Genomic DNA, 23627 nt, shown 5'->3' with positions numbered 1-23627 from the left:
CAAACTTCAACATTTTTCTGTTGACTTCACACAGATGCCCATCAATTCTTCCTCAAAATCGACAGCCAAAGGCTGCGGGAGGAGACATGACGGCAGCACGGGAAATCACCGCCCCGGGCTCTGATCGGATTGCGGCACTACCCCTATGGCAGGGGGCAATCACGATAGAGCCGCTTGTCGGCGGCATCAGCAATGAAAGCTGGCTCGTTACCGACGATGCCGGCGGCCATGTGGTCCGTTTTGGCAAGGACTATCCCTTTCATCACGTTATCCGCGACCGCGAATTGATGACCGCGCGCGCCGCCGAGTTAGCGTCTCTTGCACCAGCCGTCGAGCATGCGGCGCCCGGCGTGATGGTTTGCAGACATCTCAATGCGAAAACATACGGCGAAGCCGATGTGCGCGCCAACATTGAACGCGTCGCCAGGATCGTTCGCGATTTTCATCAGGACATGCCGCACCATGTTTCAGGGCCGGGCTTCATGTTCTGGCCGTTTCACGTCATCCGCGACTATGCGCGCACCCTGAAGGAAGGCGGGAGCCGGATGACGGAGCAGCTGCCGGCCTATCTTGCGCTGGCCGATGAGCTGGAAGCCGTACAGACGCCGCTTCCAATCGTGTTCGGTCACAACGACCTCCTGCCAGCCAACCTTCTGGATGACGGCAAGCGGCTGTGGCTGATCGATTTCGAATATGCCGGCTTCTCGACGGCGATGTTCGATCTGGCGGGTCTCTCCTCCAACGCCAGCTTTTCGGACGAAGAGTCCGAAGCGCTGCTCGGCTATTATTTCGACCGCACGCCCGATTGGGACCTGCGGCGTTCGCTGGCCTCCATGCAGTGCGCTTCGCTGTTGCGCGAGGCGATGTGGAGCATGACCTCCGAGCTTTATCTCGACGCGCCGGGCACCGACTACGTTGCCTACACGCATGAGAACCTCTCGCGGCTCGAGGCCGCACTGGACACTTTCTACACCCAATACGGACGCGCATTACGATGACCCAGACCCTGCCTTCGCATGCCCAGATCGTCGTCATCGGAGGCGGCATCATCGGCTGCTCGACAGCCTACCACCTTGCCCGCGACCACAAGGCCGACGTCATTCTTCTGGAACAGGGCAAACTGACATCGGGCTCGACCTGGCATGCCGCCGGGCTGATCGGTCAGCTGCGCTCGTCGGCGTCGATCACGCGCGTGCTGAAATACTCGGTGGATCTGTACAAAAGGCTGCACGAGGAAACGGGTCTGGAGACCGGCTGGAAAATGACCGGCTGCCTGCGGCTCGCCACCAATGAAGACCGCTGGACCGAGTTCAGACGGCTTGCCACCACCGCGCGCAGCTTCGGCATGGAGATGGAGCTTGTCGGGCCGGAGGAAGTGAAGCGGATGTGGCCGCTCATGGACACGTCCGACCTGATCGGCGCGTCCTGGCTGCCCACGGATGGGCAGGCCAGCCCGTCCGACATCACCCAGTCACTCGCCAGGGGCGCGCGCATGAACGGGGCGCGGCTCTTTGAAGGCGTTCAGGTGACCGGCTTCGAGATGGAGGGCGGCCGCATCGTTGCCGTGGAGACGGATCGTGGCAGGATCGCCTGCGAAAAAGTGGTCAATTGCGGCGGCCAATGGGCCCGTCAGATCGGTGCGATGGCCGGGGTCTCGGTGCCGCTGCAACCGGTCAAGCACCAGTACATCGTGACCGAGAAGATCGAGGGGCTCTCTTCCGACACGCCGACCGTGCGCGATCCCGACCGCCGCATCTATTTCAAGGAGGAGGTCGGCGGCCTCGTCATGGGCGGCTACGAACCGAACCCGCAGAGCTGGGCCACCGGCCTGCCGGGCGGAGATGTGCCCAACCGGTTCGAATTCCAGTTGTTCGACGACGATTTCGACCATTTCGAACAGCACATGACACAGGCCATCGAGCGTGTTCCGGCACTCGCCGAAGCAGGCGTCAGGCAGATGATCAACGGGCCTGAAAGCTTCACGCCGGACGGCAATTTCATTCTCGGACAGGCCCCGGAATGCGCCAGCATGTTTGTCGGGGCCGGCTTCAACGCCTTCGGCATCGCCGCAGGCGGCGGTGCGGGCTGGGTGCTGGCGGAATGGGTGGTGCGCGGCGAGGCTCCGCTGGATCTCTGGGTCGTGGACATTCGCCGCTTCTCGGAGCTGCACCGGGACCGCAAATGGGTCGAGGAGCGCACGCTCGAAGCCTATGGCAAGCACTACACGGTCGCGTTCCCGCATGAGGAATATGAAAGCGGCAGGCCGCGCATCGTCTCCCCGCTCTATGCAAAGCTTCAGGATCACCGCGCGGTGTTCGGCTCGAAGCTCGGCTGGGAACGGCCCAACTGGTTTGCGCCGGAGGGGATGGACGCGCGGGACGACTATTCCATGGGGCGGCAGAACTGGTTTGGCCCCGTCGGTGAGGAACATGCGCATGTGCGCGAAAAGGTTGGCGTGTTCGATCAGTCATCCTTCGCCAAGTATGAGCTGACTGGCCCCGATGCGGCCGAAGCGCTGGAGCGCATCTGCGCCAACCATGTCGCCAAGCCCGCCGGACGCCTGACCTACACGCAGATCCTGAATTCGCGCGGCGGCATCGAATGCGACCTGACCGTCGCCCGTCTTGCCGATGACCACTTCTACATCGTGACCGGAACCGGCTCGCGCACCCACGACTTTGCGTGGATAGAAGACCACCTGCCTGCCGGCGCAAACGCCCGTCTTGTCGACGTGACCGAGAAACATGGCACGCTCTCCCTGATGGGGCCGCGGGCGCGTGAAGTTCTCGCCGCCGTGACCGGGGCCGATGTCGGCAACGAGGCCTTCCGCTTCGGCCGGGTGCAGGAGATCGACATTGCCGGGCACCGCGTGCGCGCCATGCGCGTGACCTATGTTGGTGAACTGGGCTGGGAGCTGCATGTGCCCATCGAGGGCACGGGCGACGTGTTTGACGCGCTGATGGACAAAGGCCGCGCGCAGGAGATCCGCCCCGTGGGCTATCGCGCCATCGAGTCGCTCCGGCTGGAGAAGGGTTATCGCGCCTGGGGCTCGGACGTCACGCCCAATGACAACCCGTTCGAGGCGGGGCTTGGCTGGGCCGTGAAGCTGCGCCGTGACACGCCGTTCATCGGGCGCGAGGCCTGTGAGGCGGCTTCTGGCGGCCCTTTGACCAAACGCCTTGCCTGCTTCACCACGGCTGACCCCGACGCGGTTCTGCTTGGCCGGGAAACGATCCTGCGCAATGGCGAGCCGGTCGGCTATCTGACGAGCGGGGGCTATGGCTACACGGTCGGCAAACCCATCGGCTACGGCTATGTGCGCGCCGCCGGGGGCGTCGACGACGCATTTCTGACATCGGGAGACTATGAACTCATCGTGGCGAACGAACGCTTCGCGGCCACGGTGCACATGGCGCCGCTCTACGATCCGCCGGGGGAACGCGTAAAGGGCTGATCGAAAAACCGGCGTCAAAAAGCCGGAGGCGCATTTCGCACACTGGGAGGGAAGGCAAATGGCTTCAATCGGTACCTACGTCATTTACATAATCATGGCATGCGCCGTCGCCGGCGCAATCGCCTCCATCCGAAACCCTGAAACCGGGCTCGGGAAAGAGTTTATCGAGGGGCTGCATTCCATCGGCCCGATCTTCATTCCCGTGGCCGGCATCATGGCCGCGATCCCTTATCTTTCGGAGTTCATCCGCCTCGTCGCGGGGCCGCTTTTCGCGATGATCGGCGCAGACCCGTCCATTGCAGCCACTACGGTGATTGCCGTCGACATGGGCGGCTATCAGCTTGCCGACACGCTCGCCCAGTCGCGCGATGCGTGGATGATCGCCACCATTGTGGGCTTCATGTCGGGCGCGACCATCATCTTTTCCATTCCCGTGGGACTGGCGATGCTGGCGAAGGCCGACCACAAATACATGGCGCTCGGCATCATGTCCGGCATTCTGAGCGTGCCGATTGGCGTGTTCATCGCCTGCGCGTTGATCGCGCTTGCCGGGCTCGGCATTCGCCCGGATGTCTCGACGACGGCTGATGCGAGTTACCAGATCGCGCTGTCGCTGGTGGACATTCTGCGCAATCTTCTGCCGTTGATCGTCTTCTGCGTCGCCATCGCGCTCGGGCTGCGCTTTGCACCCGATGCGATGATCACGGGTTTTCTGTGGTTCGGCCGCCTCATGTATGCCGGCATCACGCTCGTTCTGGTCGCTTCCATCGTCGAGTATTTCACGGGCTTCTTCACCACTGTGTTCGGCTCATGGGGCTTCGACCCGATCATCGCGGATGAGCAGGACCAGTTCCGTGCGCTGGAGATTGCCGGCTATATCGGCATCATGCTCGCCGGGGCGTTTCCGATGGTCTACCTGCTGACCAAATATCTGGCAGGTCCGATGGAGGCGCTTGGCGCGCGCATCGGCGTCTCGCCGGAAGGGGCCGCGGGGCTTCTGGCGGCAACGGCGAACATCCTCGCCATGTACCGGCTGGTCGGCAAGATGCAGCCGCGTGACAAGGTGCTGGCAATCGCCTTTGCCGTCTGTGCGGCCTTCACCTTCGGCGACCACCTTGCCTTCTCGGCGAATTTCCAGCCGAGCATGATCCTGCCGCTGATCCTGGGCAAACTCTTCGGCGGGGCTGCCGGGTTCCTGCTCGCCATCTGGCTTTCGGTCCCGAAAGCGGAGGAACTGGCTTCCCGGGAAATGCAGGCGGGAGCAGAGGCGCGCCCGGTGCCCGCCGAATAGATCGGAAAGATCACCAGCGTTCCATGGCTCCTGGGATATCTCCCAGGAGCTTTTCCTTGTTGAGAAGGCCCGCATCTTCGAGTTTTTCGAAATCCGGCAGGTCGCGCAGGGTTTCGAAACCGAAATGGGCAAGAAAACCGGGCGTCGTTACATAGGTGTAGGGTGCGCCGGGCTGCGGGCTTCTGGGGCCGGAGGCGATGAAACCCGCACGCCGCAGCTTGCCGATCAGATCCCGCGAGATTTCGCGGGCAAAGAAGCTGGAAAGTTCCGAACGCGTGATGGGCTGAAAGTAGCCGATGGTCATGAGCACCAGCGCTTCGGCTTCCGACAGGCTTTCCCCTTGCTCCTCAATGCCGAATGCCGAGCGGATTGCATCCGCCACGGCGGGGCGTGTGCGGTGCTGCCAGCCGCCGGCGACGCGGACAAGCTCATAGGGCCTGTCGGCGAGCTCGGCGCTGATGTCCTCGATGATCAGATCCAGACTGCAATCCCGGCCGATGACCTGCGTGAGGGTCTCGCGCGAGACCGGTTCTGGGGCCGCGAAGATGACCGCCTCCACCCGAGCCATCCATTCCCGCCAGCGCAGGGCCTGCGGAAGATGTTCCAGCTCGCGGTCGAAGAGCGGTGCGCCCGCCTTTTCACTCTTGCCGTTCTTTCCGGATTGCGCGCTCATGAGATCACAATCCGTAAATGCGGAAGCTGTCGCGGCCGGTCAGCTCGCGCACCGCGCCAAGCGAGACGAGCCGGGTGTAGAGGCGGCGGAGTCCGCGGTCGCTCATACCGGGGAAGTGGCTGGAAGAGCCAACGGCGTCGTCTTCCAGAAACGCCTGCACCACCGGCTGTGCGCCCTTTGCCCGCAGTTTCGGCGCGACCTGCAGGAGCTGGCCTGCCCGGCGTTCGAGCGTGATGGCCAGATCGACTGCGTCGAGCGCAGCACGGGCATAGCGCCGGGCTATCATGGCGCGCAGCATGGTGGGATCAGCTTGCGCTGCACCCGCCTCTGCGGCAAGCAGAAACAGGGGAACGGCATGGGACCAGCCAAGCGCGCGCGCCACGACCGCATCGCAAAGGAGCGGTGCGATCACCGTTTCGAATTCCGGAAAGAGGCGACGAACCGAGAGGAAAAGCCGTTCGGCGGCAGCGATTGCATCATGCCCCTCCTCTCCCGCTTCCAGCATCATCTCACGCAGGTCGGCAATGCGGCCCTCCGCACCGTATCCGCAGGCCTCGACCATTGCGCGGAGCGTTTCCTCGCTGGCAAGCGCGACGGAGGGTCTGGAAACCAGCATCCGCCAGGCAAGTAGGATGCGGCCGGCGGGGCCGACATCATCGCCTGGCCGGGTCAGGGCCAGCGCATCGCGCAGGGCTGTTTCATCTTCCGGCCGCCGGACGCGCTGACATGAGATGGCGGCAGCCCGAAGCGCAAGACGGCAGCGCCATGCCTGCGCCGCGGCCATGTCGCCACGCACAAGCATGTCGAGCGCGCCCAGTGCGGCCCCTGCCGCGAACTCCATATTCGGAAAGGCTGGCGCCTTTGCAGCCCGGCGCAACCAGTCGGGAATGCGGGGCGCGCAAACGCCCGGCGGTGTGTCCGCAGCTGTCTGTGTGCGCAGGGGGGCGGGTCGAATCATGTTTTCAGCTTGTGCGAGCACGGCGCTTCATTCAATCGATGAGCAACATAAGCGCCGCAGCTATCGACAACTTTGCGATCAGGCGCGCCAAGCGCCTTCTCAGATCAGCGATTGTTGCCAACTGACGGCCAATGTGATTATGCAGCTGCCGGAATTGGGCTGTAAACGCCGTTTTGGCGCTAAACGAAACCTGACGAACGCCCAGCCGTAGTGTGAAATCCCTGCTGCAGGAAGAGCCGGTCGATGACCTCTGGAATGCGCCTTTTATGGTGTTCGCCGCAACCGCACTTGGCATCGGCAGGGAGCGATCTCTCTGGCGACACATGGTTTCAGATGCCGCCCTCTTCGGCAGGACCGTATTCATTTAACTCATTCGTTGAAAAATCAAATGGCACATAATCGCGAACACTGGACCTCAAGAATGGGGTTCATCCTGGCAGCGGCCGGCTCGGCTGTCGGCCTCGGCAATATCTGGCGTTTTCCTTACATTACTGGTGAAAACGGGGGCGGAGCGTTTCTTCTCATCTATCTGGCGATGGTGTTTTCCATCGGCCTGTCGCTCCTCGTCGCAGAGCTCATTATCGGGCGCTCGACGCAGTTAGATCCCGCAGGGGCATTCAAGAAACTGGCGGGCGGCGCGTGGCCGCTGGTCGGCTATATGGGCATTCTGACCGCTTTCCTGATCCTCTCCTTCTATTGCGTGATTGCAGGCTGGACGCTTGCCTACACTGTCAAGTCGATCACCGGATCGATCCTCGTATCCGATCTCGATCAGGTTGGAAGCACCTTCAACGCCTTCATCACGGATCCGCTGGAACCGGTGTATTATACGGCCGTGTTTATCGCGCTTACCGTATTCGTTGCGCTGGGCGGTGTTGCAAGCGGCATTGAGCGCGCGGCGCGCTTTCTGATGCCGGCTCTCTTCCTCATTCTTCTCGTTCTCGTGTTCCGTTCGCTGACGCTGGAAGGTGCGGGCGAAGGGTTAGCCTTCTTCCTGAAACCCGACTTCTCCAAGGTCACCTGGGACACGCTTCTGGCGGCTCTCGGACAAGCGTTTTTCTCCCTCTCCCTCGGCATGGGCGCGATGATCACCTACGGCTCCTATCTGAACCGGCATGACGACATCGCCACATCCGCAGTGGCGGTAACGCTTCTCGATGCGGCGGTCGCCGTGCTGGCCGGGCTTGTGATCCTGCCGGCGGTCTTCGCCTTCGGCGCAACGCCTTCGGCTGGCCCCGGCCTGACATTCATCACTTTACCCTCGATCTTCGCACAGATGCCTTTCGGCGCTCTGTTCTCCGCGCTGTTCTTCTTTCTCCTCGCCATTGCGGCGCTGACAAGCGCAGTCGCGCTTCTGGAAGTGGTGATCGTGTATTTCGTGGATGAAGGCGAAGCGAACCGCCGCAAGGTGGCGCTGATCATCGGCGTGGTCACCTTCGCGCTGGCCGTACCCGCCTCGCTGAGCCTCGGCATCTGGTCGGGCTACACGATCGGGGGCAAGAGCCTGCTCGATGCGCTCGACTTCTTCACGAACAACATCACCATGCCGCTCGGCGGTCTTCTGGTTGCGATCTTCGTGGGCTGGACGCTCAGGCGCACGGCCGTCGCGGAACTGGTTGATGGCTCGGCAATTGCGCCGGTTCTGGTCAACGCATGGCACTTCATCATCCGCTATGTCGCGCCGCTTGCCATCGTTCTGATCCTGGTGAACGGGCTCGGCCTTATTTAGAGACGCTCCTTAACGGGAAAGGCTGGCGGGGTTGTGCAAGGCATGCTCCCCGCCGGCCAGACGGCCTCTATGCGAGACCGGTAATCATCGAAACGATTTCGTTCTTGTCGGTCTTCGCGGTTTCGCGAATGCCGATCTGAACGCCGCGCCGCAGCACGCAGATCCGGTCCGACAGACGGAACACCTGATCCAGACTGTGGCTGATGATCAGGATCGCGAGATTGCGCTCGCGCAACGACTGCACGATCTGTTCCACCTTGGCGGTTTCGGCAACGCCCAGCGCGGCCGTCGGCTCATCAAGCAGGATGAGCTTGGACGCCCAATGTGTGGCGCGGGCAATGGCAACGCCCTGACGCTGACCGCCAGAAAGATCGCGGATCGTTGCGCTCGCCGAGGGGATGCGCACATCCAGCTCGTCCACCAGCGCCTGCGTCTCCTGCATCATCCCCTGACGGTCCAGAAGGCCGAAGGGCTTGCGGACCTTCTCGCGTCCGAGGAACAGGTTCATGTAGACAGGCTGCTGATCGGCAAGGGCGAGATCCTGATAGACCACCTCGATACCGCTCGAGCGCGCCTGGCTGGCATCGGAAAAGCTGACCGCTTCGCCATCCAGCCGGATCGTACCCGAAGTGGGGGCGTGTACGCCGGAGATGATCTTGATCAGGGTCGACTTGCCTGCACCATTGTCACCCACGAGCGCGACGATCTCGCCGGCTTTCAGGTCCAGCGAGAAGTTTTCGATGGCGACGACGCCACCGAACGCCTTGTGAATGTTCTCAAGCTCCAGAACGGGGCCGGCTTCTTTTTCGGAATGTGCGGTCATGATTTACCTCAGCTCCGGCCAGTCCTGCACGACGCCAAACGGATTTTCGATGGTCTCGACCCTTGGATCGCCCTTTGAAATGCCGGAAACGCCGACCGTGAAGGCACGGGTGACAAAAGCCTGACCGCGGAAGCCAAACACGACGCTGTCGCCCGGTTTGGGTTTCGCCGAACCCGTCGTGTCGATCATGCCGTAATAATCGATTGCCGAGGGCGGCGGGATTTCAACGCTCGCAATGGCGTTCTGCGCCACGGTGGGGGTGCCGGAAACGATTGCCTGAACATCGTAATCCGGGAAGACCGGATCGATGTAGAGACCGCCGCCGAAACAGTAAGCCCGCTGCTGGTGCAGATGCGAAACCTCGGAGAGGTAGAGTACGGCGGGCTGCTCAGGCAGATCCTCGATTGCATGCAGCGGCGTGGTGCCGTGCAGGCCATTGCCCGGCTCACATTGCGTGGCACCGGCCTCGGCAAGAATGTCCAGAACGATGGACGAGGTGGTGCCCGGCGCATTGACCTCGATGTCGCTGCGTCCGGCCTTTGCCAGAGCTTCCGCCGCACGCGCCAGCGTGGTGAGGTTGTGTGTGGGCAGAACCTTCTTCTTCTCCTGATCGTAAAGGAGTGCGGGAAACGTGGTGAGACCGGCGAATTGCGCACCGTCGAGCGCATCCATCATCGCGGCCACTTCGGCAATTTCCTCTGCCGGGAAACCACCCTCATGTCCGCGGTAGAACGTGTCTCTCTGCGTGTGGATGCGCGCAAGGAGCGACTGCGTGCGCCCGGCACGCTTTGCCGCCTGTGCTGCTTCCTGCGCCTTCTCGCGGCTGAAAACCGTCCAGTAATCGGGGGCGAGATGGGAGGCGGCCATGGGAGCCTCGTGACGCGGCACCTGAACGAGGTGGCCCAGATGCCCGGTTTTCAGACCGGCCCGGTCGCAGGCGACGGCGCATGCCATATCGACCGCCACGGCGCGGTAAATGCCGCCGCGCATGACTGCCTTGCAGAAGCCGCTGTTGCGGCCAACCTGCTTGGTCATCGCGAAGACCTTGAGGCTGTGCCTGTCGGCTGCTGCGCGGAAGTGACGGGCGTTGTCCTCGACCGCATCGAGATCGAGAACATAGGCATTGGCAGGAATCCTGCCTTCCTGATGGAGGCGGATGGCCGCTTCGATGAAGGCCGGGTTGCGGCGTCTCAGAACATCGAGAAACATGAGATCTCTCCAGAAATTCGGGTCAGGCGCGGGTCGTGTCCCGCAGGGAAATGGCGACGGCCAGGAGGATGATCAGTCCACGCACGATCATCTGATCGGAAACCGCAAGCCCCATCAGAATGAGCCCATTGTTGAGCATGCCCATCAGAAGCGAGCCGACGAGAGCGCCGATGATCGACCCCTTGCCGCCATTGAGCGCGGTTCCGCCGACGATCACGGCCGCGATCACCGTCATGAGATCGCTTTCTCCAAGCGTGTATTTGGCTGCCTGAAGCCGCCCTGCGTAAAGGAGGCCGGCAAGGCCGGCGCAGCCGCCGCTGATCATCAGAACCGCAAGCCGGATGCGCGGCACCTTGATGCCGGAGACCTGTGCGGCGCGCGGATTGTCGCCGGTCGCGATCACATGCGCGCCGAAACGGCTTTCGCGATAGACCAGATGGCCCACGATCACTGCGCCGAGTGTCCACAGAACAAGCGACGGAATGCCGAAGAGCGTTCCTGAGCCGAACAAGCCTGCAAACGTGTCGTTGAGCACGGGAATGGAGCGCAGATCCGTCATGGAGCGTGCAACGCCGGCAAACAGGCCCATGGTCGCCAGTGTCACCAGGAAGGATGGCAGGCGCAGATAGGCCACCAGAACTCCGTTGATCCAGCCGATGGCGAGACCGGCTCCCAGCCCGGCAAGAATGCCGAGGAACATGGAGTGCTCCTGCATCACCACGGCGCCGGAAAGTGCGGCAACGGCAACGATGGAGCCGAAGGAAAGATCGATCTCGCCTGCCGACAGCGCGAAGACGAGGCCGATGGCCATGATCGTCGCGGGCGCGGTCTGAAGCACGATGTTCGAGAGGTTCCTGGTTGTCAGGAAGCCGTCATCTGCAAGCGTGACCGCGAAGAAGAGGAAGATCGCAATGAAACCCAGATAGATGACACTGCCTTGCAGATCGAACTTTCTGGCAATCGCGGGAGTGCGCTGGAACATGTGATGTCTCTGAAAACTGTGCTGACTGGCAGGCCGCCGAAACGGCCTGCCGGGACGATTACCGGGCGGCTGCCTTGACCGTTTCCGGGGGCTGCCGGTTCATGGACTGCATCCAGCCATCGACGACATTGTCGGAGCCGACGCTGAGCGCATCCACGACGAGGAACGGCTCGACCGGCTTGTCGAGAAGGCCAGCGGCCGCCGCACGCGCCGCCGTGACGCCGATCTGGTAGGCTTCATCGGCAACAATCGCCGCGATGTTGCCGCCCTTCAGCATGTCGAGCGCAGCCGGTTCGTTCAGGTCGATCGTGACCACTCTCGTGTGGTCATTGGACTGCTGGCGAAGAACGGACAGAACACCAAGAGCGGGCTCGGCCCAGGGCGTGTAGATGCCGTCGAGATCGGGATTGCGGGAGAGCATCGCGCTTGCGATGTTCTCGGCGTTTGCCGGGTCCGTCATGCCGGACTCGATGACGATCTCGATTTCCGGATAATCGTTCTCGATGGTCCATTTGAACGCGCCATCGCGCTGGTTCGTGACCGGGAAATCCGCATCATGGAACATGTAGCCGACCTTGCCCTTGCCCCCCATGGCTTCGGCAAGGGCGATTGCGGCCTTGTTGCCGATCTGGAAGAGATCGGCCGACACCACGGTGGTGTAGTCCTCACCATGGGTGAAGCCCTCAACCGCATTGTCGATGAACACGAGTTTGACACCGGCATCGCGCGCGACACCGTAGACCGATTTCGCCGTCGGCGGATCTATGGGCAGCGACACGATGATCGACGGTTCGCGGGCCATCACCGTCTCGACATCGGCCTTCTGACGGGCCGTGTCGAACCCGGCATCGGTTTCGGCAACGATCTCGATGCCAAGCCGGGCGAACTCATCCTTCGCACCCTGGGCAACGGCGTTGGACCAGTCATAAAGCTCGTGCCAGACGAGCGCCGCCGTGTGGCCACCGGACTTGATGGTCTCGATGTCCGCGTCGCTCAGTGTGAGCGAGGCGGCCGGCGTCGGCGCTTCACCGTTCGGGCCGACAGTCTTTGGCTGTTCGGCAAAGGCCATCGTCGCACTGGTTGCGAGAAGCGGCATCGCGGCAAGCAAAGCCCTGAGTTTCATTTCATTTCCTCCGAGATTTCGGCGAGATTCCGGATCGCTGCGTCCATTGAGACGCACAAAGGCCGATCCGGGCTTTTGAATGGAGCATCGAACCGAAAACGGGGCTCGACTTCTCGGTCCGATGCTCTGTGCGGGCCGGCCCCCCGACCATTGGCCCGCTGATCTTATTTTCCGGCCTGCATTACGCTTTTCGGCGCATCGACGTGCAGCGACTGCTGCCAGGCCTCACCCACATTGTCGGCGGTCGCGGTGACGGCGGGTGCGACGATGAAGGCGGGCGTTTCCTCGCCCAGAATGGCAAGCGCGCCGGTCGCAGCCATGGCGCGGCCAAGCTCATAGGCTTCGTCCGCAACGATGGCCGTGACATTGCCGCCGCGCACCATGTCGAGCGCCACGGGCTCGCTCAGGTCGAGCGTGACAATCTTGGTGGTTTTGTTGTCATTGGCGCGCAACGCCGCGAGAACACCCTCGGCCGGCCCTGCCCAGGTGACGAAAACGCCGCCCAGATCCGGGTTTTTCAGCAGCATCGCGTTGGCGATTTCCTCGGCGCGCGCAGGGTCGCTGATGCCCTGTTCGGCAACGATCTTCATATCCGGATAGTCGTTCTCGATGGTGGTCTTGAATGCGTTGTCGCGCTGGTTGGTCACGTAGTAATCGGCATCATGGTAGATCCAGCCGACCGTGCCCTTGCTGTCCATCGCCTTTGCCAGCGCGTCGGCAGCCTGTTTGCCCATTTGGAACAGATCGTCCGTCACGACCGCCGCATAGTCCGTGCCGTGCACATAGTCCTTCGGCAGGTTCGACAGGAAAACGAGCTTTACGCCCTTTTCCTTCGCTTCTTCGAATGCGGCTGCCGAGGTTACCGGATCGAGCGGCAGGGACAGGATGATGTCGGGCGACTTGACCATGGCGGTCTCGATGTCGCTGCGCTGCTTGGCTGCGTCGAAACCGGCGCTGGTGGTGGCGACGACTTCGATGCCGAGCCGCGCGAACTCATCGCTTGCGCCGGCGGTGACGGCGTTCACGAAATCGGACTGGTCGTGCCAGAGAAGGGCCGCGCGATGCTTGCCGTTCTTGAGTGCATCCACCCTGTCGTCGGGCACGGATATCTCACCGGACGGCGTGGCGGTTTCGCCCTGCGGGCCAACGGTCTGTGCGTGAGCCGCACCGGCAGCGAGTAGCGCAGACAAAGATGCTGCGCGAAGCAGATTGACGATAGACATTGTGTTCTCCTCTTCCCCTTTGCTTTGCCCTTTTGGGCGTTTATGCGTTTTGAGTGCCGCAATAGCCGGCGATGAAACTGGCGAACCCGACGATGCCGGCGAGGTATTCCTCCACGCTCACCCGCTCTTCGAAAGTGTGGCAATTCGTGATGTCGCCCGGCGCGCAATAGACCGTTGGACAGCCGAGCCGCTCGATCAGGAACGGCGCTTCCGACCAGTAAGGCGCGCCCGCAATCGCGCCGCGCCCGGGAAGCGCACCGTTCATCGAAGCGGCAAGCGCCTGAATGTCGGCCCGCTCGGGATCGACCTCGGTGGGCGAGCCGCCATGGGGATGGTCACGCCCGGCGGGATAGTTGACCGCCACGGTGGTGCCGGTGCCGGAGATCGCTTCGTTGATCACGCTTTCGAGTTCACCGACGGCATCGTCCAGCGCCTCGCCGGGCAGAAGCTTGCGGATCAGCGAGAAGCGGCATTCGCCCGGAACCGCGATGTAACCGCCGCCTTCGATGCCCGTTACGAGAGCGAAGGCCCTGCCGACGAGCGGATGGCTGGCGCGCGCGCCAATGGCGTCGGAGTGCCGCCAGATTGCTTCGAGAACCCGATGCGTGGCCTTCAGCGCATCGACGCCTTCTTCGGGCACGCCGAAATAGGCCGATTTGCCGGTGATCGTCACATCCGCGATGAAAAAGCCCATTTGGGCGGGAAAGATGGAAAGCTGTGTCGGCTCGACATAGACAGCGAAATCCGGCTTCTCGATCTCACCGCTTTCAAAACGCTGCGTCAGATCCTTGATGCCGGCGCTCACGCCCGTGTCGGGTTCGCCGCTTTCCTCGTCGCCGACAAAGGCGTAGGCGACATCGCCTTTGAGCTTGATGCCGGCGCGGTCGAGAAGTGCGAGGGCCGAAAGCGAAGCGGTGATGCCGGCCTTCAGATCGCCGGAGCCCCTGCCCCAGATCTCGCCATCGATGACGGCGCCCGAAAACGGGTCTTCGCGCTCGGTGCCTTTCCAGTGTTCGGCCCAGCCGCGCACGTGAACCGTGTCCGTGTGCCCGATGAAGAGAAGGCGTGGACCTTCGCCGCGGCCCTTGCGCGCTCCCCATACATTCGGGCGACCGGGAAGAAAGTCGGCAGATTGCGGTGCAAGACCGAGCGTCTGCATCTGCTCCTGAAGGTAGGACACGAAGTTCGCTTCGTTGCCGGTCACGCTCTCGCGTGTGATCGCGCCTTTGAGCAGCGCCACCGCCGCATCGGCGTCCAGAGCGCTCTTCAGCCTCTCCTGAAGCGTGTTGCCGCCTGTCATTGCGCTGCCTCCACCAGTTTCACAACGCGGGCCGGCGGCAGCGTGATTTCCGCGCCGGGGATGCCACCGGAGAAAAGCGTGGCGTGAAGATGCGTCAGCCCGACGGCTGCGCCGCCAACGATGGCAACGCGCGCGCCTAGCTCGGAAACATCGAGTTCCACCGGAGACGGGAAGCACAGCGGCAGAAGTTCGCGCACACGTTCGACAAGCTCCATGCGGCTGCCAATGGAACCGCCGAGAACGACCTTGCCCGGATTGGTGATGGCACAGATTGCCGCCACCGCGCGCGCCACATAGCGGGCGGTCTCGTCGAGCACCTTTACGGCGTGCGCGTCACCCGCCTGCAGGGCATCGAAAATGCCGGGAACGTCGAGTTCAGTGCCGGACAATTCCTTGTAGCGCCTGCGAATGCCGACCGTTGCGGTTACACGTTCCAGAGCGCCGACCTGCAGCGATTCCGCCTCGAACGGGTCGGTGCCAAAGGGCAGGAAGCCAAGCTCGCCGGCTGCGTTCCCGAAACCGCGCACCAGTTCGCCACCGACCATGAGGCCTGCGCCAATGCCCGTGCCGATCGCGATATAGGCAAGATCATCGACGCCGGCGACGCTGCCGATCCAGTGCTCGCCAATGGCTGCGAGATTGACGTCGTTCTCCAGAATAACCTCGACGCCGAGTTCGCCTGCAAGCGTCGCTCTGACATCAAGTGTGTCGAAGCCCGTCACATTGGGCGACATCGCGATGCGCCCTTTTTCCTGATCGGGAGCGCCCGGGACGCCGACCACGGCCATGCGCATTTTTTCGTAAGCGATGTTGTTGAGATCGGCGGCCTCGCGGCAGAGACGCGCCATCTGGCGGATCACATGAATGCCGCCGCGTTCATCGGTCGGTTCCGTCACTTCCGCGAGCACCTGGCACGACAGGTCGGCAATGGCCGCACGCACTTTGGTGCCGCCCAGATCGACGGTTGCGATGCAGGCCGCATCCGGAACGATCTCATATGTGACCGCGCTGCGCCCGACATGCCCCGTGGTGCGCCCCGTCTCGCGTATCCAGCCATCTTCCTCGAGCTGACGGGCGATCTCGGAAATCGTCTGTTTGGAGAGACCGGTCTGCTTGGCGATGCTGGCGCGGGAGATCGGACCGCAATGAACGATCGCCTCCATGACCATGCAGAGGGAGAATTGACGGGAGATGCGCGGAGCTTCGTTCACGGCGTCTTCTTTTAGTTCGTTCTGTTACCGAACTTATTAAGTTGTTTTAAAAATGCCGTCAAATGAAATGATCGAAACGGCCTTCCGCGAAGCCCCGCGCAAGACTGGAAGGTGCTTTGGGAAGCGCGTCGATCACATTGAAATAAAGGAGGGTTCATCCGCTCATGCCGAGCGACAAAAAGAGAACGGCTTCCGAGGGCCATTCCGGCGCTCGAAAGCCGCTCTCGTATTGTATTCCTGCGGCCGCTTTGCCCTCAGGGCACCGGCCGCAGGGCGCTGGTCAAAGGAACAGGTCTGCGATGATGGCCGACCCGACATAGGTGCCGGTCATCACGAAGACCGCCACGATGAAGATCTTCCAGCCGGACGACTTGGCGATGCTGATTTCGCGGTTGGTGATGGCGATACCGGCATAGGCCAGACAGGGCGTGGCGAGCGTGAGGAAGTTCACATGGCTCACCTTGTCGAGCACCCAGGCGCTGCCCGGTGTCCATGGCAGGGTCACCAGAATGCCGACGAGCGAGATCCACGCAACGGATGGCAGCTTGAGCGGCACCACATAGGTCAGGACGAGGCCCACCATGGCGATCACGTAAAGGACGGCCAGTCCGGCCAGCCCCTGCAGGACGGTTGCGTCTGTCGCGACCGTGTTGCCCACCAGCGCAACGAGGGAAACAACGAGCAGCAGAACAGCGTGTTCTGCCAGATCCGGCTTCGCCTCGGCTTCGTAATCAACGGGGAGTTCAGCAGTGCTCATGATCATTCTCCGGCGTTGTTGGTGGCGGGCTCTTTGCGGCCCAGAAGGTCATAAAGCTTCTCGGTCACTGGCAGGGCGACGAAGATGCAGAGGTAAAGACCGGTTGCGTAGGTCAGCACGTTACTGGCCCCGGCCAGAGCGAGGATCTGCTCCTCCATTGCCGGCACGGCATAGGTCAGCGCGCCGGAACAGGCGGCCATCATGGAGCCCGAGCCGATGCCGCAGGCCATGGCCAGCGCCTCGATGCTGAACCAGCCCGACGTCGCCAGAAGCGAAGCCAGAATGGCAAAGATGAAGGTGCCGAACAGCGTTCCGATCACATAGACGCCCATGACGCCCGCGCCTTCGGGGGACTTCAGGCCGTATTTGTCGGCGATGATCGCGATGTTCGGCTCACGCGCGACGGAGAAGGTTGCGCCAACCGCTTCGCGCCCCATGCCGAGCAGCAGAACGGCGATCGGGAAGGCGAGCAGAATGGTGCCCAGATTGCCCAGCTCCTGCAGGATCAGCGCCGGACCGGCGGCGATGATCTTCTCCATCGACGGTCCGATGATCGTGCCGAATTTGGCGATGAATGGCATGATCGCGATCACGATCAGCGGTGATGCTGCGCGAACCTCGCGCTGCCCCATCCAGCCCTTCATCTTGCTGATCACATTGGGGTTGAGAATCAGCCCCATCACGAAGGCGTAGAGCAGCGGCAGAAGCAGGATCGAGCCGATGCCAATGGGCACTGCGATGACCCCGACGGCCTCCGCAATGACGGTGATGACCAGCACGCTCAAATGAAGGCGCCAGTCGAAAAGAATATCTTTCGTCTTCTCCATAGAGATCCCCTCTCATGATCCGGGGGCCGTTCTTTCTGCGGCCCCGGATGGAACAAAAGGCGGCCCGAGGGGGCCGCCCATACGATTCAGCCCGGCGCGTAACCGAAGCCGATGGTCGGGTCGGCTGCGGTTTCGACCCAGACAGATTTCGTTGTCGTGTAAGCGGCGAGCGCTTCCCGACCGGAAGAGCGCCCGTAGCCCGACTGGCCAAAGCCGCCGAAGGGCGACATGACGTTGATGGTCTTGTAGCTGTTGATCCAGAATGTGCCAGCGCGAACTTTCGCCGCAACCCGGTGCGCACGCCCCACATCGCGCGTCCAGACTGCGCCTGCGAGCCCGTATGGCGTGTCGTTGGCGAGCGCCACAGCCTCTTCTTCGTCGTCGAAGGAGAGAACGGAGAGGACGGGTCCGAACACCTCTTCACGCGCGATTTCCATGTCGCGGGACACGCCGTCCAGGATCGTCGGAGCGTAGAAGAAGCCGCCGCTCTCTCCGAGGGCTTCCGGCCTGCCGCCACCGGTGGCCAGCTGTGCGCCTTCGGAAACGGCAGTGCGCACCATACCGTCGACCTTGTCCCACTGGCGGGCATTGTTGACCGGGCCGATCTGCGTTGCCATGTCGAGCGGCATGCCGACCGGGATGCGCGCGCTCGCTTCCGCCAGCTTGCCGACGAGCTCGGCATGCACGCTGCGATGCACCAGAAGGCGCGAGCCGGCCACGCAGCTCTGGCCGCACGCAGCAAAGATTGCCGCCTGCGCGCCGACAACGGCGCGGTCGATATCCGCATCGCCGAAGACGATGTTGGCGGACTTGCCGCCCAGTTCCAGGATGGACGGTATGAGGCGGCGCGCGGCTGCGGACGCGATGGCTGCGCCGCCCGTGGCCGAGCCGACAAAGACCACCAGACCCGTTGCCGGATGCTCGATCATCTTCTGGCCTGCGGTCGGCCCCTGCCCCGCAATCACGTTGACAAGCCCCTTCGGCGCTCCCGCCTTCACGCACAGCGCGGCGATGACGAGCGAGCTGAGCGGCGTCAGCTCGGAAGGCTTCAGCATGACCGCATTGCCGGCGCAGATCGCCGGTGCAACCTGCCAGCAGCAGGTGAAGAGCGGAGCATTCCAGGGGGTGATCTGCGTCACGACGCCGATGGGTTCGTGACGCGTGTAATTCAGATGGCTCGAAGGCACGGGGATTACATCGCCGGTGATCTTGTCGCACCAGCCCGCATAATATTCGAACATCTCGGCCATGCGGGCCGGCTCACCGGCTGCATCGCGGATCGGTCGCCCGGCGGAAATCGCTTCAAGGCGCGAAAGCGGCTCGGCATGCGCGCGAATCTGGCGCGCAATCTCGAACATGATGCGCCCGCGCTCGGAGGCCGTCTTGCCCCACCATTCGCGCTGCGCCGCGATGGCCGCCTCGGCGGCGGCATCGACAACCGCCGCACCGGCATCCGGGAACTCGGCGAAAACCCGGCCGGTCGCGGGGTCGGTGAGCGCCAGCGTTTCGCCATCGCCCGGCATCAGCTGTCCGCCCACATGGTTCTGCACGTCGGCGCTGCCCAGAAGCCCGGTCAGCAAGTGTGCGACTTCGGCGCGCGTATCGGTTGCGGGGATCATGTCGTCAGCCATTCGTCTTCTCTTTCGTCCCGGCCTCAACGCGGCCAAGCAGCATGAAATCCTGATTGTCGGAAACGCCCGAATTCTCCTCGGACCAGAGGCTGGCGACCAGCTCTGACACCGGCATGGCGCAACCGCTTTCCTGCGCCAGTTCGAGCGCCAGCCGCACATCCTTGCGCATCAGCCCGGCGGAGAACCCGCTGTCGAAGCTGCCGCTCAGAACCCAGTTGGGGAAATGAATCTCGCTCAGCGCGCTGCGGCCCGTGGCGCTGTTGATGACGCGTATCGCGTCTTCCGCCGGCAGGCCGGAAGCTTCGGCAAGGCGCAGGCCTTCAGCCGTGGTCAGCATGTGACAGGCGACCAGCATGTTGTTCACGAGCTTGGCGATGTTGCCGGCGCCGCTCGGCCCGACATGGATCACCTTGGCGGCAATCGCATCCAGAACCGGCTGCGCCCTTGCGACCCATTGTTCATCGCCCCCGAGCATCACGGACAATGCGCCGCTTGCTGCTCCCTGGGGACCACCGCTCACCGGTGCATCGAGAAAGCCATGGCCCAGGTCTGCAAGCCTTGTGGCAAGCCGGCGGCTCACCGCCGCCTCGGAGGTGGACGTATCGATGATGATTTTCGGCTCGCTGAATGCGCCTGCCGCCAGCCCCGCCTCGACGGTCGCCTCGACATGGCTCGCCAGAGGCAGCGAAAGCACGATGGCGTCGCTTGCCGCGATCACCGCTGCGGGCGTCTCATGGGTGACGATGCCGGTTTCGGCAGCGCGGGCCATGGCTTCTGCGGAAAGATCATAGGCTGCAACTGAAAAGCCTGCGGCGGACAGGGACCGGGCCATGCCCATTCCCATTGCTCCAAGACCGATCACACCGACCGACTGCGTCATGATACCTCCCGTTTCATTTGGCTTTCATGACATTGCGGTGACAGCGTGTTGTTGAGTAGCCCCGTAAACAGGCACGTTGTGTTGCGATTATCGCAACACTGAACGGCGATCTAATCGCGAAAGGCGACCATTTGCGCAGCCAGATAATCGACGGTCACAGCCGCCGATTGCGGCAGTCGCCGGCGGGCGCGCACCATCAGATGCGCGCTGACATGCTGCAGGCTCTCTTCATCAAGATCGACAATGGCGACCTCGCCGCGCTCGGCCTGAATGGAGGCGGAGAAGCGGGGAAGAAATGTGCCACCCATGCCTGCGCCCACATAGCGGATCAGCGCCGCGATGGAGGAGGTTTCCACCTGCGGACGCAGCGCCAGTCCCAGATCGCTTGCCGCCCGCGCGACCAGCGTGCGGATGCCGTGACGCGCATCGAGCATGGCCAGAGGCTCGACAAGCATCTCGGCCAGCGGGATGTGTTCGCGCGCCGCCAGCGGCGAGCCGACGGGCACGACAGCGCAGAGTGGTTGACGCGCAAAGGCGACGGAGCGCGTGGCCTCGGTCGGCACGGGATTGTAGGCAATGCCCAGATCAACCTCGCCCTCGACCACGCGGCGCTGGATCTCTTCGGTTCCGGCAAGATCGATGCGGAAACGCAGATGCGGGTGGCGTGCGCCAAGCGGGGCCAGGCCGTTCTGCATGAGATCGGCGGCGAAGCCTTCGCCAACCGCGATCCGCACCACCTGGCCGCCGGCCTCGCGAAACTTGCCGATCTGGTCGAGCAGAAAGGTCTGTTCGTCCTGCTGGACCAGCGCATGTTCGCGCACCAGACGCCCGGCATCCGTGAGCGTGATGCCCTGTGCGCTGCGCGCCACCAGCGCCACGCCCAGCCGCGCCTCCACCTCGGCCAGCTTGCGGCTGATCGCCGAGGGCGCGATGTTCAGCCGTTCGGCTGCGCGACGGATCGAACCCTCACGGGCGACGATCAGAAATTCGCGCAGGAAACGGCTGTCCAGCGCGTCCATCAGGCGGCCAGCGCCTGCCGCACGAGCCGCACCCAGAATTCCGAACCGGTCGGCAGCACGTCATCATTGAAGTTGAAATGGGGCGAGTGCAGGCCGGGATTGTCGCCCTCGCGCGCAGCGCCCAGCCAGATATAGGCACCCGGCTTCTCGTTGAGCATGAAAGCGAAATCCTCGGACGCCATGCTCGGCCCGGTCTCGCCCGTATCGAGCCCCATCGTGTCCCCGACGCGGCGCACGAGAGCCGCCTCGGCGGCGCTGTTGATCGTCGCTGGATAGCGCCGCTGGTAATCGACGCGGGCGCGGCAGCCATGGGCGGCGGCAACGCCCTGCACCACTTCGCTCAGCCGCTTTTCGATCTCGTCACCGGCCTCCGGCTGGAACCAGCGGGCCGTGCCGCTGACAACCGCACGGTCCGGGCAGACATTGAAGGCGGAACCGGTGTGGATCTGCGTTACCGACACAACGCCCGGCACCAGCGGTGACAGGCGGCGTGCAGGCAATTCCTGAAGAGCCGCCGCCATCCGCGCTGCCGCAGCCACCACACCGTCGCTCTGCTCTGGCATGGCGGCGTGACCACCGCGCCCCTCGATCACGATTTCGAAGATGGCGAATGCGGCCATCATCTCGCTGTCGCGGGCGACCAGCCGACCGGGCGCAAGACCCGGCCAGTTGTGAATGCCGAACACCGTGTCGCAGGGGAATTTGCCAAAAAGCCCCTCCTCGATCATCACCCGCGCACCGCCGTCATTTTCCTCCGCCGGTTGGAAAATCAGCGTGACATTTCCGTCCTTCACGCCCTCGGCTGCGATCTGGCGTGCAGCCAGAAGCAGCATGGCGGTGTGGCCGTCATGCCCGCAGGCATGCATCTTTCCCGGATGGGTCGAAGCGTATTCGAGGCCCGTGGCTTCCTCAATTGGCAGGGCGTCGATATCGGCGCGCAGGCCGATCGAAGGCCCGCCTTCGCCAAGCCGCGCAACCACGCCGGTCTCAGCCAGACCGGTGTGCACCTGCCAGCCCCAGCCCTGCAACAACCCGGCTATCAGTTTCGACGTGCGCTCTTCCTGAAACCCCAATTCGGGGTGACGATGCAGGTCGTGACGCCAGGCAACGGCCTCGGCGATGTGAGCGCTGTCGAACATGTTCCTACCCTTTCCGAACTCTTTGCCGGCCACCATGGAGGGTGGCGTATCGGAAAGCTCGTGTAAGAGGAACGGTCGCTTGTCAAGAACGCGGCGGGTCCTCAGACCCGCCTTGTTCGGTTACCGCTGAAGGTTCCAGGCCGTCATGTCCTGCCCCAGCGCGCCGGCGAGATCCTCGATGGAATCATAGAGAAGCTCGAGCGCATAATGCGGGTTGTGCGCAAATGCGCCGGGGTCGGCGGTGACGAATTTCCAGTTATAGGTGGCCTTCAAAAGACGCGGGGTCCAGGCGTTATAGCCAACCGCCCTTCCATCGGCCTCGTCGATCCGCCCGTCTCCGTTCATGTCTGCAAAGAAATAGGGATAGCGATGGCCGTCATAGATCATCGGCGCGCCGGCGACTTCGGCTGCGTAGGCGGTCATCAGGCCCTTCAGCCGGTCGGCATTGGCTGCGATGTCGGCGCGGATGCCTTTTTTAACATCGCCGCTGCCATCGAAACTCGCGCGCGACAGGCGAATATCGTCCAGAGCCGCGTTTTCATGGCAGGTCATGCAGGTCTGTTCCGACACTTCCAGCGTGTGCGGTTCATGGCAGGAAACGCAGGTGGAAACCGGACGTGCATGGAAGAAGCGGCCGGAATATTCCTTCCCCGGATAGTGATAGCCGGATGCGGCATAGCCGCCGAGCCACATGGACGCAGCCACTGCGTAATGCGGGTTGATGAAACGCAGTTCCTTGTCCGGCGTGTCCTCATCCTTTTTGCCCACCGCAGTGGCAACGGTGACGCCAGCCGCGCGGCCCTGATGGCAGGTGATGCAGGAGGCCTCGCCCGGTGCGACTGGATGCGACAGACCGCTTGGAAGCTTGACTTCCTTGATCGCGGAAAGGCCCGGATTGTGGCAGGTTTCGCAGTCCACAACGCCGCCCGTGGGGATGGGGTTTTCCGGCAGGCCGGGTGCGCTTCCATCAAGACCGTGAAAGGCGCGGAACCCTTCGCCCGAATGGCAGGTCGCGCAATTTGGCGGGATGGCCCCGTCTTCGTTCCAGTGCGAGAAAGACTCTGAACGCGCATCCGCATGAGCCGAGCGCGCCCAGGCGGCTATCGCGGCCTTGTTGGCGATCTCGATCTGATCGGGGCGGAACGGTCCGGACTCGGGCATCACATAGGGCGCAAGCGCCTTTTCGATTTCCTCGATCTCGGATGATTCGGAATTTGCGGGAGCCGCCTGTTCCTGCGACACGGCGGCGAACGAAAGAATAGAAACAAACGCGCCAAGGGCGATAGTTGTCGTGACTAAGTTCTTCGTTTTGAAAAACATGGCTTTCCACCCCGCCGGTATGTTTCTAAACTGTCGCCGTAAAGAATGGTAATCAGTTCGACGCATTCCGGCAAACCT

At 62.9% G+C, this 23627-nt stretch carries 20 protein-coding genes; 4 read left to right on the top strand and 16 right to left on the bottom strand.

Annotation, left to right across the window (positions count from 1 at the left end; genetic code table 11):
• Nucleotides 1–86: 86 nt before the first annotated feature.
• Genes NDI72_RS13705 through eutH form a run of 3 tightly spaced genes read left to right on the top strand, consistent with a single transcriptional unit; the run spans nucleotide 87 to nucleotide 4745 of the window.
• On the top strand, nucleotides 87–998 hold the full coding sequence (locus NDI72_RS13705) for a phosphotransferase family protein (protein ID WP_283800721.1): 912 nt from the start codon (nucleotides 87–89) through the stop codon (nucleotides 996–998).
• Nucleotides 995–3454 carry a GcvT family protein gene (locus NDI72_RS13700; protein ID WP_283800720.1) on the top strand — a complete coding sequence of 820 codons (2460 nt, stop codon included), beginning with the start codon at nucleotides 995–997 and terminating at the stop codon, nucleotides 3452–3454. Before NDI72_RS13705 ends, NDI72_RS13700 begins: the two co-directional genes overlap by 4 nt.
• A 58-nt stretch (nucleotides 3455–3512) precedes the next feature.
• A complete protein-coding gene (gene eutH / locus NDI72_RS13695) occupies nucleotides 3513–4745 on the top strand; it encodes an ethanolamine utilization protein EutH (RefSeq protein ID WP_113156890.1) in 1233 nt (410 codons plus the stop codon).
• A 10-nt stretch (nucleotides 4746–4755) separates the two neighbouring features.
• Here the strand turns inward: eutH and scpB are convergent, their stop codons facing one another.
• On the bottom strand, nucleotides 4756–5418 hold the full coding sequence (gene scpB, locus NDI72_RS13690) for an SMC-Scp complex subunit ScpB (RefSeq protein ID WP_206544872.1): 663 nt from the start codon (nucleotides 5416–5418) through the stop codon (nucleotides 4756–4758).
• A 4-nt stretch (nucleotides 5419–5422) separates the two neighbouring features.
• A complete protein-coding gene (locus tag NDI72_RS13685) occupies nucleotides 5423–6376 on the bottom strand; it encodes a DUF1403 family protein (RefSeq protein ID WP_283800719.1) in 954 nt (317 codons plus the stop codon).
• Between the two features lie 388 nt (nucleotides 6377–6764).
• Between NDI72_RS13685 and NDI72_RS13680 the strand changes: the two genes are divergently transcribed.
• A complete protein-coding gene (locus NDI72_RS13680; protein WP_283800718.1) occupies nucleotides 6765–8105 on the top strand; it encodes a sodium-dependent transporter in 1341 nt (446 codons plus the stop codon).
• A 67-nt stretch (nucleotides 8106–8172) separates the two neighbouring features.
• Here NDI72_RS13680 and NDI72_RS13675 read toward each other — a convergent pair whose 3' ends face one another.
• From NDI72_RS13675 to NDI72_RS13610, 14 genes are all read right to left on the bottom strand, one after another.
• Entirely contained in the window at nucleotides 8173–8928 is a 756-nt protein-coding gene (locus tag NDI72_RS13675; protein ID WP_206544875.1) for an ATP-binding cassette domain-containing protein, read from the bottom strand.
• Nucleotides 8929–8931: 3 nt separating this feature from the next.
• Nucleotides 8932–10137: an alanine racemase gene (locus NDI72_RS13670; RefSeq protein WP_283800717.1), complete on the bottom strand. Its 1206-nt coding sequence runs from the start codon at nucleotides 10135–10137 to the stop codon at nucleotides 8932–8934.
• A 22-nt stretch (nucleotides 10138–10159) separates the two neighbouring features.
• On the bottom strand, nucleotides 10160–11119 hold the full coding sequence (locus tag NDI72_RS13665) for an ABC transporter permease (protein ID WP_283800716.1): 960 nt from the start codon (nucleotides 11117–11119) through the stop codon (nucleotides 10160–10162).
• A gap of 58 nt (nucleotides 11120–11177) precedes the next feature.
• Nucleotides 11178–12242: a substrate-binding domain-containing protein gene (locus tag NDI72_RS13660; RefSeq protein ID WP_245447825.1), complete on the bottom strand. Its 1065-nt coding sequence runs from the start codon at nucleotides 12240–12242 to the stop codon at nucleotides 11178–11180.
• Between the two features lie 164 nt (nucleotides 12243–12406).
• The gene (locus NDI72_RS13655; RefSeq protein ID WP_283800715.1) at nucleotides 12407–13465 is read right to left on the bottom strand and encodes a substrate-binding domain-containing protein; all 1059 of its coding nucleotides are present in this window, start codon (nucleotides 13463–13465) and stop codon (nucleotides 12407–12409) included.
• Between the two features lie 40 nt (nucleotides 13466–13505).
• On the bottom strand, nucleotides 13506–14765 hold the full coding sequence (locus tag NDI72_RS13650; RefSeq protein WP_283800714.1) for a M20 family metallopeptidase: 1260 nt from the start codon (nucleotides 14763–14765) through the stop codon (nucleotides 13506–13508).
• On the bottom strand, nucleotides 14762–15976 hold the full coding sequence (locus NDI72_RS13645) for an ROK family transcriptional regulator (protein ID WP_283800713.1): 1215 nt from the start codon (nucleotides 15974–15976) through the stop codon (nucleotides 14762–14764). The genes NDI72_RS13650 and NDI72_RS13645 overlap by 4 nt, the downstream gene beginning before the upstream one ends.
• A gap of 280 nt (nucleotides 15977–16256) precedes the next feature.
• Entirely contained in the window at nucleotides 16257–16733 is a 477-nt protein-coding gene (locus tag NDI72_RS13640) for a hypothetical protein (protein WP_113156880.1), read from the bottom strand.
• A 2-nt stretch (nucleotides 16734–16735) separates the two neighbouring features.
• The gene (locus tag NDI72_RS13635) at nucleotides 16736–17560 is read right to left on the bottom strand and encodes a DUF3100 domain-containing protein (RefSeq protein ID WP_283800712.1); all 825 of its coding nucleotides are present in this window, start codon (nucleotides 17558–17560) and stop codon (nucleotides 16736–16738) included.
• 86 nt (nucleotides 17561–17646) lie between these two features.
• Nucleotides 17647–19191: an aldehyde dehydrogenase family protein gene (locus NDI72_RS13630; RefSeq protein ID WP_283800711.1), complete on the bottom strand. Its 1545-nt coding sequence runs from the start codon at nucleotides 19189–19191 to the stop codon at nucleotides 17647–17649.
• Entirely contained in the window at nucleotides 19184–20071 is an 888-nt protein-coding gene (locus NDI72_RS13625) for an NAD(P)-dependent oxidoreductase (RefSeq protein WP_283800710.1), read from the bottom strand. Before NDI72_RS13625 ends, NDI72_RS13630 begins: the two co-directional genes overlap by 8 nt.
• A 110-nt stretch (nucleotides 20072–20181) precedes the next feature.
• On the bottom strand, nucleotides 20182–21090 hold the full coding sequence (locus tag NDI72_RS13620) for a LysR family transcriptional regulator (protein ID WP_283800709.1): 909 nt from the start codon (nucleotides 21088–21090) through the stop codon (nucleotides 20182–20184).
• Nucleotides 21090–22229: a M20 aminoacylase family protein gene (locus NDI72_RS13615; protein WP_113156875.1), complete on the bottom strand. Its 1140-nt coding sequence runs from the start codon at nucleotides 22227–22229 to the stop codon at nucleotides 21090–21092. Before NDI72_RS13615 ends, NDI72_RS13620 begins: the two co-directional genes overlap by 1 nt.
• Nucleotides 22230–22349: 120 nt before the next feature.
• Complete coding sequence (locus NDI72_RS13610; protein WP_283800708.1) at nucleotides 22350–23549, bottom strand: cytochrome C; 1200 nt, start codon at nucleotides 23547–23549, stop codon at nucleotides 22350–22352.
• Nucleotides 23550–23627: the final 78 nt, after the last annotated feature.

Source organism: Nitratireductor sp. GZWM139, assembly GCF_030068685.1.
GTDB classification, from domain to species: Bacteria; Pseudomonadota; Alphaproteobacteria; order Rhizobiales; family Rhizobiaceae; genus Nitratireductor; species Nitratireductor aquimarinus.
The sequence above is the reverse complement of the archived record's forward strand: the minus strand, read 5'-3'. Positions and strand labels throughout refer to the sequence as shown.

Bases quoted from the DNA above. Each gene is read 5' to 3' on its own strand.
- NDI72_RS13700 (WP_283800720.1), top strand. From the start codon at position 995: ATGACCCAGACCCTGCCTTCGCATGCCCAGATCGTCGTCATCGGAGGC.
- NDI72_RS13625 (WP_283800710.1), bottom strand. From the start codon at position 20,071: ATGACGCAGTCGGTCGGTGTGATCGGTCTTGGAGCAATGGGAATGGGC.
- NDI72_RS13685 (WP_283800719.1), bottom strand. From the start codon at position 6,376: ATGATTCGACCCGCCCCCCTGCGCACACAGACAGCTGCGGACACACCG.
- NDI72_RS13665 (WP_283800716.1), bottom strand. From the start codon at position 11,119: ATGTTCCAGCGCACTCCCGCGATTGCCAGAAAGTTCGATCTGCAAGGC.
- NDI72_RS13705 (WP_283800721.1), top strand. From the start codon at position 87: ATGACGGCAGCACGGGAAATCACCGCCCCGGGCTCTGATCGGATTGCG.
- NDI72_RS13675 (WP_206544875.1), bottom strand. From the start codon at position 8,928: ATGACCGCACATTCCGAAAAAGAAGCCGGCCCCGTTCTGGAGCTTGAG.
- NDI72_RS13635 (WP_283800712.1), bottom strand. From the start codon at position 17,560: ATGGAGAAGACGAAAGATATTCTTTTCGACTGGCGCCTTCATTTGAGC.
- NDI72_RS13650 (WP_283800714.1), bottom strand. From the start codon at position 14,765: ATGACAGGCGGCAACACGCTTCAGGAGAGGCTGAAGAGCGCTCTGGAC.
- NDI72_RS13660 (WP_245447825.1), bottom strand. From the start codon at position 12,242: ATGAAACTCAGGGCTTTGCTTGCCGCGATGCCGCTTCTCGCAACCAGT.
- NDI72_RS13620 (WP_283800709.1), bottom strand. From the start codon at position 21,090: ATGGACGCGCTGGACAGCCGTTTCCTGCGCGAATTTCTGATCGTCGCC.
- NDI72_RS13630 (WP_283800711.1), bottom strand. From the start codon at position 19,191: ATGGCTGACGACATGATCCCCGCAACCGATACGCGCGCCGAAGTCGCA.
- NDI72_RS13655 (WP_283800715.1), bottom strand. From the start codon at position 13,465: ATGTCTATCGTCAATCTGCTTCGCGCAGCATCTTTGTCTGCGCTACTC.
- NDI72_RS13680 (WP_283800718.1), top strand. From the start codon at position 6,765: ATGGCACATAATCGCGAACACTGGACCTCAAGAATGGGGTTCATCCTG.
- NDI72_RS13670 (WP_283800717.1), bottom strand. From the start codon at position 10,137: ATGTTTCTCGATGTTCTGAGACGCCGCAACCCGGCCTTCATCGAAGCG.
- NDI72_RS13610 (WP_283800708.1), bottom strand. From the start codon at position 23,549: ATGTTTTTCAAAACGAAGAACTTAGTCACGACAACTATCGCCCTTGGC.
- scpB (WP_206544872.1), bottom strand. From the start codon at position 5,418: ATGAGCGCGCAATCCGGAAAGAACGGCAAGAGTGAAAAGGCGGGCGCA.
- eutH (WP_113156890.1), top strand. From the start codon at position 3,513: ATGGCTTCAATCGGTACCTACGTCATTTACATAATCATGGCATGCGCC.
- NDI72_RS13615 (WP_113156875.1), bottom strand. From the start codon at position 22,229: ATGTTCGACAGCGCTCACATCGCCGAGGCCGTTGCCTGGCGTCACGAC.
- NDI72_RS13640 (WP_113156880.1), bottom strand. From the start codon at position 16,733: ATGAGCACTGCTGAACTCCCCGTTGATTACGAAGCCGAGGCGAAGCCG.